17 protein-coding genes are annotated in these 14259 nt (G+C 56.7%); 15 read left to right on the top strand and 2 right to left on the bottom strand.

Features of this window, described 5'->3' with window-relative positions; all coding sequences use genetic code 11:
• Positions 1 to 91: 91 nt before the first annotated feature.
• Positions 92 to 964 carry an HTH-type transcriptional activator IlvY gene (gene ilvY / locus H1S06_RS01730; RefSeq protein ID WP_181736587.1) on the bottom strand — a complete coding sequence of 291 codons (873 nt, stop codon included), beginning with the start codon at positions 962 to 964 and terminating at the stop codon, positions 92 to 94.
• 139 nt (positions 965 to 1103) lie between these two features.
• Between ilvY and ilvC the strand changes: the two genes are divergently transcribed.
• The 10 genes from ilvC (at position 1104) to H1S06_RS01680 (ending at position 10137) form a co-directional block, all read left to right on the top strand.
• The gene (gene ilvC / locus H1S06_RS01725) at positions 1104 to 2120 is read left to right on the top strand and encodes a ketol-acid reductoisomerase (RefSeq protein WP_181736585.1); all 1017 of its coding nucleotides are present in this window, start codon (positions 1104 to 1106) and stop codon (positions 2118 to 2120) included.
• Positions 2121 to 2575: 455 nt separating this feature from the next.
• Positions 2576 to 3148, top strand: a complete 573-nt coding sequence (locus H1S06_RS01720) for a protoglobin domain-containing protein (protein ID WP_255482867.1) — start codon at positions 2576 to 2578, stop codon at positions 3146 to 3148.
• Positions 3149 to 3339: 191 nt separating this feature from the next.
• Positions 3340 to 3912: a protoglobin domain-containing protein gene (locus tag H1S06_RS01715; protein WP_181736583.1), complete on the top strand. Its 573-nt coding sequence runs from the start codon at positions 3340 to 3342 to the stop codon at positions 3910 to 3912.
• A gap of 164 nt (positions 3913 to 4076) precedes the next feature.
• Positions 4077 to 4655 carry a protoglobin domain-containing protein gene (locus H1S06_RS01710; protein WP_181736580.1) on the top strand — a complete coding sequence of 193 codons (579 nt, stop codon included), beginning with the start codon at positions 4077 to 4079 and terminating at the stop codon, positions 4653 to 4655.
• A 66-nt stretch (positions 4656 to 4721) separates the two neighbouring features.
• Entirely contained in the window at positions 4722 to 5504 is a 783-nt protein-coding gene (pssA, locus tag H1S06_RS01705) for a CDP-diacylglycerol--serine O-phosphatidyltransferase (RefSeq protein WP_181736578.1), read from the top strand.
• Positions 5505 to 5639: 135 nt separating this feature from the next.
• On the top strand, positions 5640 to 5843 hold the full coding sequence (locus tag H1S06_RS01700) for a DUF2970 domain-containing protein (protein ID WP_181736577.1): 204 nt from the start codon (positions 5640 to 5642) through the stop codon (positions 5841 to 5843).
• A 106-nt stretch (positions 5844 to 5949) separates the two neighbouring features.
• Positions 5950 to 7098 carry a cytochrome c oxidase subunit II gene (gene coxB, locus H1S06_RS01695; protein ID WP_220183722.1) on the top strand — a complete coding sequence of 383 codons (1149 nt, stop codon included), beginning with the start codon at positions 5950 to 5952 and terminating at the stop codon, positions 7096 to 7098.
• On the top strand, positions 7095 to 8696 hold the full coding sequence (gene ctaD, locus H1S06_RS01690) for a cytochrome c oxidase subunit I (RefSeq protein WP_181736574.1): 1602 nt from the start codon (positions 7095 to 7097) through the stop codon (positions 8694 to 8696). The genes coxB and ctaD overlap by 4 nt, the downstream gene beginning before the upstream one ends.
• Complete coding sequence (locus H1S06_RS01685; protein ID WP_181736573.1) at positions 8693 to 9256, top strand: cytochrome c oxidase assembly protein; 564 nt, start codon at positions 8693 to 8695, stop codon at positions 9254 to 9256. The genes ctaD and H1S06_RS01685 overlap by 4 nt, the downstream gene beginning before the upstream one ends.
• Positions 9253 to 10137 (top strand): cytochrome c oxidase subunit 3, encoded by an 885-nt coding sequence (locus H1S06_RS01680; protein ID WP_181736571.1) that lies wholly within the window; start codon positions 9253 to 9255, stop codon positions 10135 to 10137. Before H1S06_RS01685 ends, H1S06_RS01680 begins: the two co-directional genes overlap by 4 nt.
• Before the next feature lie 3 nt (positions 10138 to 10140).
• Here the strand turns inward: H1S06_RS01680 and H1S06_RS01675 are convergent, their stop codons facing one another.
• Positions 10141 to 10344, bottom strand: a complete 204-nt coding sequence (locus tag H1S06_RS01675; RefSeq protein ID WP_181736569.1) for a DUF2909 family protein — start codon at positions 10342 to 10344, stop codon at positions 10141 to 10143.
• A 15-nt stretch (positions 10345 to 10359) separates the two neighbouring features.
• Between H1S06_RS01675 and H1S06_RS01670 the strand changes: the two genes are divergently transcribed.
• The 5 genes from H1S06_RS01670 to H1S06_RS01650 all read left to right on the top strand — a co-directional run bounded on the left by H1S06_RS01670 (position 10360) and on the right by H1S06_RS01650 (position 14116).
• Positions 10360 to 11088, top strand: a complete 729-nt coding sequence (locus tag H1S06_RS01670) for an SURF1 family protein (protein ID WP_181736566.1) — start codon at positions 10360 to 10362, stop codon at positions 11086 to 11088.
• Positions 11085 to 11531, top strand: a complete 447-nt coding sequence (locus tag H1S06_RS01665; RefSeq protein ID WP_181736564.1) for a hypothetical protein — start codon at positions 11085 to 11087, stop codon at positions 11529 to 11531. Before H1S06_RS01670 ends, H1S06_RS01665 begins: the two co-directional genes overlap by 4 nt.
• Positions 11531 to 12532, top strand: coding sequence for a COX15/CtaA family protein (locus tag H1S06_RS01660; protein ID WP_181736731.1), 1002 nt, complete (start codon positions 11531 to 11533; stop codon positions 12530 to 12532). Before H1S06_RS01665 ends, H1S06_RS01660 begins: the two co-directional genes overlap by 1 nt.
• Positions 12510 to 13415, top strand: a complete 906-nt coding sequence (gene cyoE, locus H1S06_RS01655) for a heme o synthase (RefSeq protein WP_181736562.1) — start codon at positions 12510 to 12512, stop codon at positions 13413 to 13415. The genes H1S06_RS01660 and cyoE overlap by 23 nt, the downstream gene beginning before the upstream one ends.
• 98 nt (positions 13416 to 13513) lie before the next feature.
• Positions 13514 to 14116 carry a Yip1 family protein gene (locus H1S06_RS01650; protein ID WP_181736560.1) on the top strand — a complete coding sequence of 201 codons (603 nt, stop codon included), beginning with the start codon at positions 13514 to 13516 and terminating at the stop codon, positions 14114 to 14116.
• Positions 14117 to 14259: the final 143 nt, after the last annotated feature.

Here is a 14259-nt window from a genome sequence, read left to right as displayed (position 1 = left end):
GTTGGACATTTTTAATAATTCGGCAACATGGCAGAGCGGTTGTGCGTGCCAGGCTGCGGAGGCCGGCATCCGGCTGGAACGCGTATGATGTTCAGGCCGTGTCCGGCGGTGAGTCCAGCAGAGACCAGAATGCCTGGACAATCGGAGAGCGCAGCTTGCGCTCCTGAGCAAATAGACCGATATCATAGGGCTCCAGCGCGGGCTCGACCGGCAGCACCCTGATGCGGTCCGACAGGGTACTGTTCTCAAGGACAATTTGTGGAACGACACCGATGCCGAATCCCAGGCTTACCATGCTTACGATCGCTTCGTTACCGGTGACCTGTGCGTAGATATCGGGCTGGATCTTCTGACTGGCGAACCACTGGTTGATACGCTCGCGCGAGGTGCCGCTCTCCGGCAGGATCATCGGTTGCCGACGCCAGTCACCCTGACCGGCTGGCGGCTCGGCCGAGGCGATGAACAGCAGTGGCGTACGTGCCAGTGGACGGAAGGCGATACCGGCAGGGAGTTGGGCAGGGCGGGCGGCGATGGATATCTCCTCGCGTCCGCTTTGGACGCGGGCGACGGCATGTTCGGGGTCACCGGTGTGCAGCTTGATTTCGACCTGGGGGTAGCGCTGTCTGAATCGGTTCAACAGCGAGTAGAGAAAGCTGTAACTGGCAGTAACCGAACAATACACACTGATTTCACCGCGCAGCTCGCGGGCACCTTCGAGCAGAGAATTGCGGATCTGCTCCCATTGCTGCAGGGTTTCGCGGGCATATTGAGCGAAGCGTGTGCCTTCAGGCGTGAGCTGTACACTGCGGTTGTCACGCAGAAAAAGGGTGACCCCCAGTGAATCCTCCAGTTGCTTGATGGCACGACTCAGTGTCGAGGGGCTGACGTGGCAGGCTTCGCTGCTGCGGCCAAAGTGCAGGGTTTCGGCCAGGTTCAGAAACAGACGCAGGGATCGGGTATCCATTGTGTTTCGTTTTATGAAATATGATGTTTCAAATATATCATTTTACGCAACGGATGGGATCCCTTAATGTAACGGACATTGTTATAGTCGTTGCGGTTAAACGCACACGAACCCTTTTTTACGTTAAAGGATCAGAACCATGCAGGTTTACTACGATAAAGACTGTGATCTTTCCATCATCCAGGGCAAGAAAGTTTCCATCATCGGTTACGGTTCTCAGGGCCACGCACATGCGTGCAACCTGAAAGACTCCGGTGTAGACGTAACGGTTGGTCTGCGTGCCGGTTCTTCTTCCCGTGCCAAAGCTGAAGCGCACGGTCTGAAAGTGGCTGACGTAGCGGACGCGGTTGCAGCAGCAGACCTGGTCATGATCCTGACGCCGGACGAGTTCCAGGGCCAGCTGTACAAGGCCGAGATTGAGCCGAACATCAAGCAGGGTGCTACTCTGGCGTTCGCTCACGGTTTCTCCATTCATTACAACCAGGTTGAGCCGCGTGCCGATCTGGACGTGATCATGGTTGCTCCGAAAGCGCCGGGCCACACTGTACGTTCCGAGTTCGTAAAAGGCGGCGGTATCCCCGACCTGATCGCGATCTTCCGTGACGTTTCCGGCAATGCCAAGAATGTTGCTCTGTCCTACGCCATGGGTGTTGGCGGTGGCCGTTCAGGTATCATCGAAACCACGTTCAAGGACGAGACTGAAACCGACCTGTTCGGTGAGCAGGCTGTTCTGTGCGGCGGCGCCGTTGAACTGGTTAAAATGGGCTTCGAAACCCTGACCGAAGCGGGCTATGCGCCGGAAATGGCATACTTCGAATGTCTGCACGAGCTGAAACTGATCGTCGACCTGATGTACGAAGGCGGCATTGCCAACATGAACTACTCCATCTCCAACAACGCTGAGTACGGTGAGTACGTAACCGGCCCTGAGGTGATCAACGAGCAGTCTCGTGAAGCGATGCGCAACGCGCTGAAACGCATTCAGGATGGTGAATACGCCAAGATGTTCATCGCTGAAGGTCAGACCAACTACCCGTCCATGACTGCGCGTCGTCGTAACAACGCCGCTCACCCGATCGAGCAGACCGGTGAGAAACTGCGTGCGATGATGCCGTGGATTGCTGCCAACAAGCTGGTTGACAAGGAAAAGAACTGATCGCTCCAGTGATTCGGTTCATGACCGCCGGGCCCTGTGCCCGGCGGTTTTCGTTTGACGTCAGCCACCGCCGCCTTTCTGCCTGCCACAGCACGCCCGTGCTACCGCCCATGCCATCACCCTGATCTGTATCAAGGGTCTCTGCCGTACTGTCGCTGTTTCTTGTCGGGTCATCATTTTGTCATCAGTCATAACCATGATCCCTGCATGGTTATAGGCCTTGTGCCGGAGCCTGTTGATTACAGGGGTTCACCCGCCGAGGGTGTCACCCGAAAGTATGATGCCGAGATCATCTTTATTTGATCCAGGTCGTGAACTGGATTCGGGCTGCTTGCGCTCCAGCGCCTCCGTGCTATCAATGAACGGACTAATAAAAATAATACGATGATAGTGAGAGCATGGACTTTTGCAGTGACCGGATGCAGCACCCGCTATCATCAGTCAAGGATGCGTTCATGATGACGACAACAGATTTTTCAGCCTTGTGTGAACAGGCAAAAGCCTACTCCGGATTCGAGCCTGAAGATGCCGCCATTCTGGCACAGGAAGCGGTCCGGCTCGGTGCCTGCCTGGATACTATTACGGATGCGTTCTATACCGAGCTACAGGCCATTCCCGAAGCGGCCCCGTTTTTGGAAGGGCGTGTGGAAACCTTGAAAAAGACCCATACCGCTTGGTTGCAAAAGCTGCTGGAGGGCCCCTATGACGCCGAATTCGCTGCATACATGCACCGTGTTGGCGTGGTGCATGTGCAGGTGAAACTGCCGGAGAAGTTTATGACCAGCGGCATCGGGTTGATCAACAAGCACCTGATTCCTCTGTTGCCCCGGCTCTATCATGATCAGCCGGAGAAAATAGGCCCGTTGCTGAAGGCCTTGAATGCGGCAACCAGCTTCTGTCTGCTGATTATGCTGGAGTCCTATCGTGGCCATGAACTGGAGCGTTTCATGGAAGTGACCGGTATCAGTCGGGCACTGTACAACAACTTGGCTGCAGCCTACCGAAGTGCGCAAAGGCGTGTCGCCTGATCCGCGTGTGTTACCCGAACATCTCCCGCCTGCACATCCTCACCTGCCCCTCTTGCGTCATCGCAAGGGGGCGTACGGCTAATTAAAGTGTATTATAATGCCGTCAAATGCAGCGATCAGGTGGCGGCTGGTGCGTGAAGGAATCATGCCCCCTGTATCCAGGAAAATAGTGTTTAAGGACGATAATATTAATGCGACAAATCGATTTTTCTCAGTTGAATCGGCAGGCGAAGCAGTTTTCCGGCTTTGATGCCGAGGATGAGCGGGTGCTGGCGCAGGCGCACGCCCTGCTGGTGAGTGAGTTGGACCCGGTCACGGATGCGTTCTATGCGGAACTGGTGGGTATCGAAGAGGCGCGGCCCTTTCTGGAAGGACGTTTGGAGGCTTTGAAAGCCACGCATCGGCGTTGGCTGGAGCGCATTTTCACCGGTCCCTATGATGAGGAATTTGCCGCATACATGCATCAGGTAGGGGTGGTGCATGTACAGGTACGTCTGCCTGAACGTTTCATGGCCAGTGGTATTGGCTTGATCGGCAAGCATTTGATACCTGTGCTGTCCTGCGCCTGTGCGGGTGATCTGGAGCAGTTGGGCCGGTTAATGAAGGCGGTGAATGCGGTAACCACCTACTGTCTGATCATCATGCAGGTGTCCTATCGCGAGCACGAACTGGACCGCTTCATGGATGTAACCGGCATCAGTGAGGCGTTGTATGCCAACCTGGCTGCCGCCTATCGGGAAAAGACCGGCGTTTCGGCCGATTGACCGGTGCAGTCGGGCGCTGCCTGTGGGTTCTGATTGGTCGCTGATGTCAGCAGACTATGGTCTAGTTTCCTTGAAATTTGGAATAACCATGAGAGAATGGCGGGCTTTGTAACCGCTGCGCGTTACGGTTTCATTTCATTTTTCATTTCAAGGAACGTACTCGTATGAGTCAGATCAACTTCGCGGCTCTCTGTGAGCATGGCAAGTCATGCTCAGGGTTTGATGCAGAAGACGAACAACTGTTGATTGCAGAAGGCGATCAGTTGAAGCCGCATCTGGTAAATGTGACTGAGCATTTCTACCAGGAGCTGCAGCAGATCCCTGCAGCGGCGCCCTTTCTGGAAGGTCGCCTGGAAGCATTGAAGGCAACCCACCTGGCCTGGCTGGAAACCGTGTTTACCGGTCCCTACGATGAAGTATTTGCTGCCCGCATGCACAAGGTGGGTGAGGTACACGTGCAAGTCAAACTGCCGGTCGAATTCATGTCCAGCGGCATTCTGTTGATCAAAAAGCATCTGATTCCCATCCTGGCCCAGGTGTATGCCGGTGATGTCGAGTTGATGGGTAAAATGATGAAGGCCGTCAACGCCGTAACCGGTTTCTGTCTGATTATCATGCAGGAGTCTTACCAGAGCTCCCTGCTGGCACAGGAACTGGACAAGTTCATGGCGATTACCGGAATCAGCCGGGCTTTATTCAACAACCTGGCATCCGCCTACAAGGATAATGACACCGCGGCCTGATGACATTGGGTTTGAGGGCCTCTGTCGAGTAGAATGCAGGTTCAGCGTTTTCACAGAGGTTACATCATGAATGATCAGCCGCAGAAGCCGGTGACAGAGTCCAATAACGGAACGGAGCCGTCAGCCTCAAGTACCAGTCCAAAGCGGCGCCGTGGGGTTTATCTTTTACCTAACCTGTTCACGACCGGGGCACTCTTTTCAGGTTTTTATGCCATCGTGGCGGGGATGAACAGCCAGTTCGAAGCAGCGGCGATTGCGATCTTTGTTGCCATGCTGCTGGATGGACTGGATGGCCGTGTTGCACGCATGACCAATACCCAGAGTGCGTTTGGCGCCGAGTATGATTCTCTGTCGGACATGGTGTCTTTCGGGGTTGCACCGGCTCTGGTGGCATACAATTGGGCACTTGGCGATATCGGCAAGCTGGGTTTTTTTGCCGCGTTCATTTATGCAGCCGGTGGTGCGCTGCGCCTGGCCCGTTTCAATACGCAGATCGGTTCGGTCGACAAACGCTATTTTATTGGTCTGCCGAGCCCGGCAGCGGCGGCAACGGTGGCCGGCCTGGTGTGGCTGTGTACCGAATTTGAACTGGATGTCAGTGGCTGGGAATATCCGGTGGCCCTGTTTGTGGCGCTGGCGGGTGTTTTGATGGTCAGCAATACGCTCTACTACAGTTTCAAGGATGTGGACTTCAAGGGGAAGGTTCCGTTCTGGATTCTGGCCGTGATTGTGCTTTGTTTGGGCATCATTTCGATCAGTACGTCGGTGTCCCTGTGGATCCTGTTCCTCTGCTACAGTCTGTCAGGCCCTTTGCTGTGGGTATGGCGACGCTCTCGCCAGCGCGGATAACCGGAAGTTGATAGTGAAAAGCAGGCCTGGCCTGCTTTTTTTATGTCTGTCGTGAGGGCATGGCAGTATCTCTACCAGGCGAAGACTGGCGCTTTCGTTCTTATATCGCCTATACCTCAAATAGAGGTGATCGCCATGTCTGATAAACCGACGTTGTGGCAAACGCTGCTCAGCGTGCTGTCCAGTTTTTTCGGGGTGCAGTCCGAGCGCAATCGCGAACGTGATTTTCACGGCGGACATCCCGTGCATTACATTCTGACCGGGTTGCTGATGGCGGCCCTGTTTGTTATCGCCGTCATTCTACTGGTGCGCTGGGCGCTGAGTCTGGCAGGGGCCTGAGCCAGGCACCTGAGCTTGCACTTTCAGGGAGCCTGCTATACTCGGAGTTAACCGGAACACCTGCAGGCAGATGTGAACGCCCCGCAGGTCAAGACGGGGAGGCCGGATGATGGTAAGGATAACAACAATAACCATCGGCTCGGGACTTGGATTGGCGCTGTTCGCCGCTTCGGCACAGGCGGAGTGGACCGTCAATCTGACACCTGGTGTCACGGATGTCAGCCGTTCGGTATTTGATCTGCACATGACGATCTTCTGGATCTGTGTGGCCATCGCTCTGGTGGTGTTTGGTGTCATGTTCTGGTCGATCTTCCACCACCGCAAATCACGCGGTGCCGAAGCCCACAACTTCCACGAGAATACGGTGGTTGAAGTGATCTGGACGATCATTCCGCTGCTTATTCTGGTTGGCATGGCGGTGCCTGCCACCGCTACCCTGGTGAAAATGTACGACTCTTCCGAAGCCGAGCTGGACGTTCAGATTACCGGTTTTCAATGGAAGTGGCGCTACGACTACCTCGATCATAATCTGGATTTCTTCAGCAACCTGTCGACCCCCCGTGAGCAGATCAGCAACGAAGCCGACAAGCAGGAGCATTACCTGCTTGAGGTGGACCGCCATCTGGTGCTGCCGGTGGATACCAAGATCCGTTTCCTGCTGACGTCCAATGACGTTATCCACAGCTGGTGGGTGCCGGCGCTGGCGGTGAAGAAGGATGCCATCCCCGGGTTCATCAATGAGGCCTGGACGGTCATTGATGAGCCTGGCATCTACCGTGGCCAGTGTGCCGAGCTCTGTGGTCAGGATCATGGCTTCATGCCGATCGTGATTGAGGCGGTCAGTCGGGACGATTTTCAGCAGTGGCTGGCGGACGCTCGGGCCGATAAGCAGCGTGTAACTGCGGCTGCTGAGCGCACCTGGACGCTGGATGAGTTGATGCAGCAGGGCGAACAGGTCTATCTGCGTGCCTGCGCGGCCTGTCATCTGCCCACGGGTGAAGGGGTTCCCGGTGCCTTTCCGGCACTTAAGGGCAGCGCGATTGCCACCGGCGAGGTGGCCGCTCATATCGACATCGTTCTGAACGGCAAGAGCGGTACCGCGATGCAGGCGTTCCGCGACCAACTCAGTGCCAGCGAATTGGCCGCCGTGATCACCTATGAGCGCAATGCCTGGGGCAACAGTCTGGGCGAGGCGGTATCGCCGGCTCAGATCAGTCGCTTGCTGGAGCCGACAACAGGGGAGGCAGAGCAATGAACACGCTGGATACGACCCTGCATGCTGGAGAGCATGGACATCATGGCCCGGCAAAAGGGATAGGACGCTGGCTGTTTACGACCAACCACAAGGATATAGGTACGCTGTACCTCTGGTTCAGTCTGTTGATGTTCTTCACCGGCGGCTGCATGGCGTTGATGATTCGTGCCGAGCTGTTCCAGCCTGGGCTGCAGCTGGTTGAGCCGGGTTTCTTCAACCAGATGACCACCATGCATGGCCTGATCATGGTGTTCGGTGCGGTGATGCCTGCCTTCGTCGGGCTGGCCAATTGGATGGTACCGATGATGATCGGAGCGCCTGATATGGCGTTGCCGAGGATGAACAACTGGAGCTTCTGGATCCTGCCGTTTGCCTTCGCCATGATGATCTCCACCCTGTTCATGGATGGCGGAGCGCCCAATTTCGGCTGGACCTTTTATGCGCCGCTTTCCACCACCTATGCGCCGCCCAGCGTGACCTATTTCATCTTTGCCATCCACATGATGGGCATCAGCTCGATCATGGGGGCGATCAATATCATTGCCACCATTCTGAACCTGCGTGTACCGGGCATGACGATGATGAAGCTGCCGCTGTTCTGCTGGACCTGGCTGATTACCGCCTTTCTGCTGATCGCGGTGATGCCGGTACTGGCGGGGGTGGTTACCATGATGCTGATGGATATTCACTTCGGTACCAGCTTCTTCAATGCTGCCGGGGGTGGTGACCCGGTGCTGTTCCAGCATGTGTTCTGGTTTTTCGGCCATCCTGAGGTCTACATCATGATTCTGCCGGCGTTCGGCATCATCAGTCAGATCATTCCCACGTTCGCGCGCAAGCGTCTGTTCGGCTATGCATCGATGGTGTATGCCACCGCGTCGATCGCGATCCTGTCGTTTCTGGTCTGGGCGCACCACATGTTCACCGTCGGCATTCCGCTGGCCGGCGAGCTGTTCTTCATGTTCGCTACCATGTTGATTGCGGTACCGACCGGGGTGAAGGTGTTCAACTGGGTAGCGACCATGTTTCGCGGTTCGATGACTTTCGAGACGCCGATGCTGTTCGCGCTGGCCTTCGTGGTGCTGTTTACCATCGGCGGCTTTTCGGGGTTGATGCTGGCGATCGCGCCGGTGGACTTTCAGTACCACGATACCTATTTCGTGGTGGCGCACTTCCATTATGTGCTGGTGCCGGGGGCGGTGTTCGCCATTATGGCCGGGGCTTACTACTGGCTGCCCAAGTGGACCGGGCACATGCTTGATGAACGCATGGGCAAGCTGCATTTCTGGCTCAGCTTCATCGGTGTGAACATTACCTTCTTCCCGATGCATTTCATCGGTCTTGCCGGTATGCCGCGCCGGATACCGGACTATGCCTTGCAGTTCGCCGATTTCAACATGGTGGCCTCGATCGGCGCCTTCATCTTCGGGCTGTCGCAGCTGGTCTTCCTGTGGAATGTGATCGCCTGTGTACGCGGTGGAGAAAAGGCGGCGGCCCGTTCCTGGGAGGGGGCCGAAGGGCTGGAGTGGGAGGTGCCTTCACCGGCGCCCTATCACACCTTTGCCACGCCACCCAAATTGCCGGAGTCACAGCGATGAACGTCCAGGCCGACAATCGTCGTCTGGTCCGGCGGCTGGTGTTCAGTTGTGTGCTGATGTTCGGTTTCGGCTTCGCGCTGGTGCCGCTCTACGATGTCTTTTGTGAGGTGACCGGTCTCAACGGCAAGATTACCAATACCGGGCCGGTGGCGGTGGAGGGGCCGGACCTGTCACGGCAGGTCAGGGTGCGACTGCTGGCGGTCCACAATGAAGGCATGCCCTGGGAGTTCGGTCCGGTCGACGGTTTGATCGAAACCCATCCGGGTGAAATGAAGCAGACCGCTTTCCACGCGACCAATCCTACCGGGCGGCGCATGGTCGCTCAGGCCATCCCGTCCGTTGCACCGGCCGAGGCGGCGGAATATCTGCACAAGGTCAACTGCTTCTGCTTTGAGCAGCAGACATTGCTCGCCGGCGAATCGGTGCAGATGCCGCTGCTGTTCGTTATCGACAAGAAACTTCCCGAGCATATCCGCTCGCTGACGCTGTCCTACACCCTGTTTGATATCTCGCCCGAGGTGTCAGTGGCGGAGTCGTCCGAGAAGGAGCAATCGCTATGAGCAGCTCAACCTACTATGTACCCGAGCAGAGTCGCTGGCCGATCCTGGCTTCGACCGCGCTTTTTCTGCTGGCCTTCGGTGCCGGGACTCTTTTGAACGCACTGAAAGTCGATCGGGGTGGTGGTCTGGGGCTGGTGTTACTGCTGGCAGGGGCACTGATGATGGGCCTGATCCTGGTGGGCTGGTTCGGTAATGTGATCCACGAAAGCCGGGGCGGTCTGTACTCGGCGCAGATGGATCGCTCCTTTCGCTGGGGCATGAGCTGGTTCATCTTCTCGGAGGTGATGTTCTTCGCCGCCTTTTTCGGCGCGCTCTTCTATGTGCGGGTGTTGGCCGTGCCCTGGCTGGGCGGGGAGGGGGAGAAAGGCGTCAGTCAGATGCTCTGGCCCGACTTCACGGCCCAGTGGCCACTGCTTAATCCTCCTGATGCCGAGCGTTTTCCCGGTCCTGAGGCGGTGATCAGTCCCTGGCAGATTCCGCTGCTCAACACCTGCCTGCTGGTGACCTCAAGTTTCACCCTGACGCTGGCGCACAAGGCGCTGCTGAAGGATGAGCGCATGCAGGTGCGGCGCTGGATGTTCCTGACCATTGTTCTGGGGGTGGTGTTTCTCGGTTTCCAGGTCTACGAGTATGTCGAGGCTTATCACGAGCTTGGCTTGACGCTGCATGCCGGCGTTTACGGCGCGACCTTCTTTATTCTGACGGGCTTTCACGGATTGCACGTCACTCTGGGCACTCTGATGCTGATGATTATCCTCGGCCGGGTTGTTGTGGGGCATTTCGATTCGCGACAGCACTTCGGTTTCGAGGCCGTGGCTTGGTACTGGCACTTTGTGGATGTGGTCTGGATCGGGTTGTTTCTGTTTGTGTATGTCCTCTGATTCCTACCAGGGCGCATGGGAGTGCAGCAAACCGGTATTGAAACCGTAGATCAGTGCCAGAATCAGCAGGGCGCTGAGAACAACCCGCCATACCAGTCGGTTGGCGGTCGTGCCATCTCCCGATGGGTGCTTGAGCAGTGACCAGAGGCTGCTGAACAGAGCGACCAGAACAGCAATAAACAGGATCAGGATCAGCAGACGAAACATGGGAGAACCTCCTTGGTGAATACTTCCAGTAAAGCGGATCTCAGGCGTCGGTTCAAACGTGTCCGGTTGGGGCTATGGTTGTTGGGCGTTCCCTTGTTGTTGTTTTTGGGCGGGTGGCAATGGCAGCGAGCCGAACAGAAGCGAGTCTGGTTGCAGCAATTGAATAGCGCACCGGCGACAACAGTGGCTGGCGCGTTGCAGCGGCTTGAGCGCCATGACTGGGTGCCGGTGCAGCTGGAGATTGAGCTGATGCCGCTGAAGATATTCCTGCTCGATAATCGGACGTGGCAAGGGCGTGCCGGATATGAGGTGGTGGTGCCCATCCGAGTGGACGAGGGCCGCTGGTGGCTGGGCAGCCTTGGCTGGGTTGCCGCACCCCCACGCCGGGATCAGCTTCCGGTGGTCGAGTTGTCACGCCGCCGGGTGCGAGTTGAAGGGGTGTTATCGCGGCCGCTGGAATCGGTGACGCTGGCAGCCAGTCAGGTAGAACCGGGCTGGCCCCGACGTATTCAGTCGCTGGATATGAAGCAGATCCATGCCGCCTTGGCGGTGCCGGTAGAGCACCTGGTGCTGCACCTGAAGACGGCCGTCAGCGAGGTCATTCTGCCAAGAGAAAGAATCTATACCGGCATTGAACCTGAGCGTCACCTCGGTTATGCCGTGCAATGGTTCGGGCTGGCGTTGGCATTGGCGCTCTGGCTGATGTGGGTTGAACGGAAGGAACGACAGGAGGCAAGCCGATGAGTGGCAACCAGAGGATGTTCTGGCTGATCTGGGGTATGGGGCTGGTGCCTGTGTTGCTGGCCGTGCTGGCCTGGTCCAGTGGTATTGGCGTGCCTGCACAAGGCGTCAATCAGGGCGAATTGGTGACGCCGGTGCGCACCTTGCAGGCGTGGGGAGGAGAGCCGGAGAAATATACCGGGCACTGGTCCCTGTTGTTGGTGCATGAGGACCGTTGCTTAGGCCAATGCCTTACCCGGTTGGAGCAGCTGAAGCGGGTACATGATGCGCTTGGACGCGAATCGAATCGGGTGCGTGTGGATGCGGTGTTGACGGATGCTTTGGCCCCCGGCGTTTGGGTGGTTGATCCGTTGGGCAACCTGGTTATGAAGTATCCACCGGGTTGGGAAAGCAGGGCGTTGCTGGGGGATATGCGGCGCTTGTTGAAAGCATCGAGGCTGGGGTGATGGTTCTGCCGCTGCGTTTGGTCACGCTGGCTGTCGGGCTGGCACTGGTAGTTGTGGTGCTCGGTGGCTGGACCCGGCTCAATGATGCCGGGCTGGGCTGTCCTGACTGGCCAGGGTGCTATGGCACCTGGGTCCTGCCGGGTGATCATGCCGAACTGGCCATGGAGCACCCTGAGGCGACGATTGATCTGCGTAAAGGATGGATAGAGATGATTCACCGTTATGCGGCGGGTACCTTGGGTTTGCTGATTTTGGGGCTTGCGGCAATCGGTTATCGGCATCGCAAGCGCCCCGGGTATCCGCGGGTCCTGTCATTTGGGTTGCTGTTGTTGGTAATGGTGCAGGGCATATTCGGTATGTGGACAGTGACGTTGCAGCTGTTGCCGTTGGTGGTGACTGTACATTTGCTGGGCGGGCTGGCAACGCTGATGCTGCTGGTGCTCTTGCGTCAACGGCTGGTGCGCCTGACGACGGAATCGGTTGAAACACGGCCTCACCCCTGGGTGAAAGGTATGTTGGCAGCCTTGTTCCTGCAGCTGGCGCTGGGTGGCTGGACCAGCACCCATTATGCCGGTTGGGCCTGTAGTGACTGGCTTTACTGCCAGCGGGATCAGGCGGTGGCATATGATTTTGCTGCCGGGTTTACCCCGGTGCTGCGTATCGGCCCCAACTATGAAGGAGGGCTGTTGCCGGCAGAGGCGCGGGCGGCGATTCAGGTCACACACCGCTTGGGTGCGATTATGCTGTTTTGGGTCTCTATGGGCGCGACATTTGTGTTGTGGCCGGTTCGCCGTCTGCGCAGGGCATTGGTCGGATGCTGGTGCCTGCTGTTGATTCAGGCAGGCTTGGGTATCGCCAATGTCATCTGGCTGCTGCCACTGGGGTTGGCGGTCGCACATCACATCGGTGCCGTGGCATTACTGCTGATGTTTCTGCATTTGAATGCCGGGGCCCGTATTGCCATTCGGGAGGTCCATCATGGCTATCTTGTTACTCGCTGAGCAGCGTGAAGTTCAGCCTTCCTGGCGTGACTATGTGGCCTTGTGCAAACTTCGTGTGATCGCCGTAATGCTACTGACACTGGTGGTCGGTTTTTGTTTGGCATCCAGTCGGGCGCCGGATCTGCTTCTGCTGCTGCTGACTTCTCTTGGTGTTGGCTTGGCGGCTGCGTCAGCGGCAGCCATCAATCATGTGCTGGACTTCAATATTGACTGCCGTATGGCGCGGACAGTCCGGCGCCCCTTGCCGCAGGGGCGTATCAGTCCGCGCAATGCCTTGCTGTTTGCCATGCTACTGGGGGTGGCGGGAATTGGCCTGCTGGCGATTACTGTCAACAGCCTGACAGCCTGGCTGACGCTGGCATCATTGATCGGCTATGCCGTGGTATATACAGCTGTTCTTAAACGGGCCACGCCACAGAATATAGTGATCGGCGGCGTGGCGGGGGCCGCCCCTCCCTTACTGGGCTGGACGGCGGTGACCGGTAATATCGACGCTCAGGGTCTGCTGCTGATGTTGATCATCTTTGCCTGGACACCACCGCATTTTTGGGCGCTTTGTATTGCGCGCCGCGAGGATTACGCACGTGCCGGTGTTCCCATGCTGCCGAACACGCATGGCGTGCCATACACGCGGATACAGATTCTTCTCTACACGCTGTTGACGCTGGTGGCGACGTTACTGCCCTTTGTCATCGGCATGAGTGGCTGGCCGTATCTGTTTGGGGTGATCGTGATTAATGCGCGTTTGCTGTACTGGGCGGTGAAGTTAAATGATTCACGTGCAGTGGCTGTGCCGATGAAAATGTTTCGTTACAGCATCGTGTACATCATGTGGCTGTTTGCCATACTTTTGATAGACCATTACTGGTCTCTCTTCATGTAAACCTCGGGAAATCAAACGATACACGAAAGGAATCGGGCACTATCAACAATAAAAAAGGCTGTCCGGCTATCCGTACGGGCGGCGAGGAGGATAGACCTATGTTCCTGCAGCATATGATGGGGGTGTTCTACCATCCCAAACAGGAGTGGCGCTCAATCCGCAACGAGCACTACTCGGCCGTTCATGTGTTTCTGGCTCAAATCAGTATCCTGGCGGCCATTCCGGCGGTTGCCCTGTTTATTGGTACGACACAGGTCGGCTGGAGTATTGGCGGGGCTGATTTTGTCAAACTCAGTGTAAGCAGTGCCTTGCCGGCGGCGGTCGCCTTTTATGTCGCCATGTGGTTGGCCGTGGGGTTCATTGCCTGGTCGATTCATTGGATGGAGAAAACCTACGGGGGCAAGGTGTCCTATGAGGAGTGCCTGGTGTTGACGACCTTTACGGCAACGCCCCTGTTTCTTTCCGGCCTGGCCGGTCTGTATCCGATGCTGTGGTTCAATGTGATAGTAGGTCTGGTTGCGCTGACGTATACCATTTACCTGCTCTATACGGGGGTACCTGAGATCATGCAAATCCCTGAAGACAGGGCCTTCTTCTTTTCCAGTTCAATATTAACGGTAGGGCTCTGTGTACTGGTCGGGTTGCTGGCGGCGACAGCTATTCTGTGGGGAAGCTTTGTACCATTGAGTTATACGCATTAGATAGATAGAGAGGCGCCCCTTGGGCGCCTGTGTTCGTTTTCACGCTGTTTTCATCATTTTGAAACTTTTTTACCTCAGGGCGTTGACACCGGTTCAGGGATCAGTAGAATACGCCTCCTCGATTGAGACAACAGCGTTCGCGA

The organism is Marinobacterium marinum, assembly GCF_013868415.1.
Lineage (GTDB): Bacteria > Pseudomonadota > Gammaproteobacteria > Pseudomonadales > Balneatricaceae > Marinobacterium > Marinobacterium marinum.
Note: the sequence above shows the minus strand (reverse complement) of the source record. Positions and strands in the feature narration are given on the sequence as shown.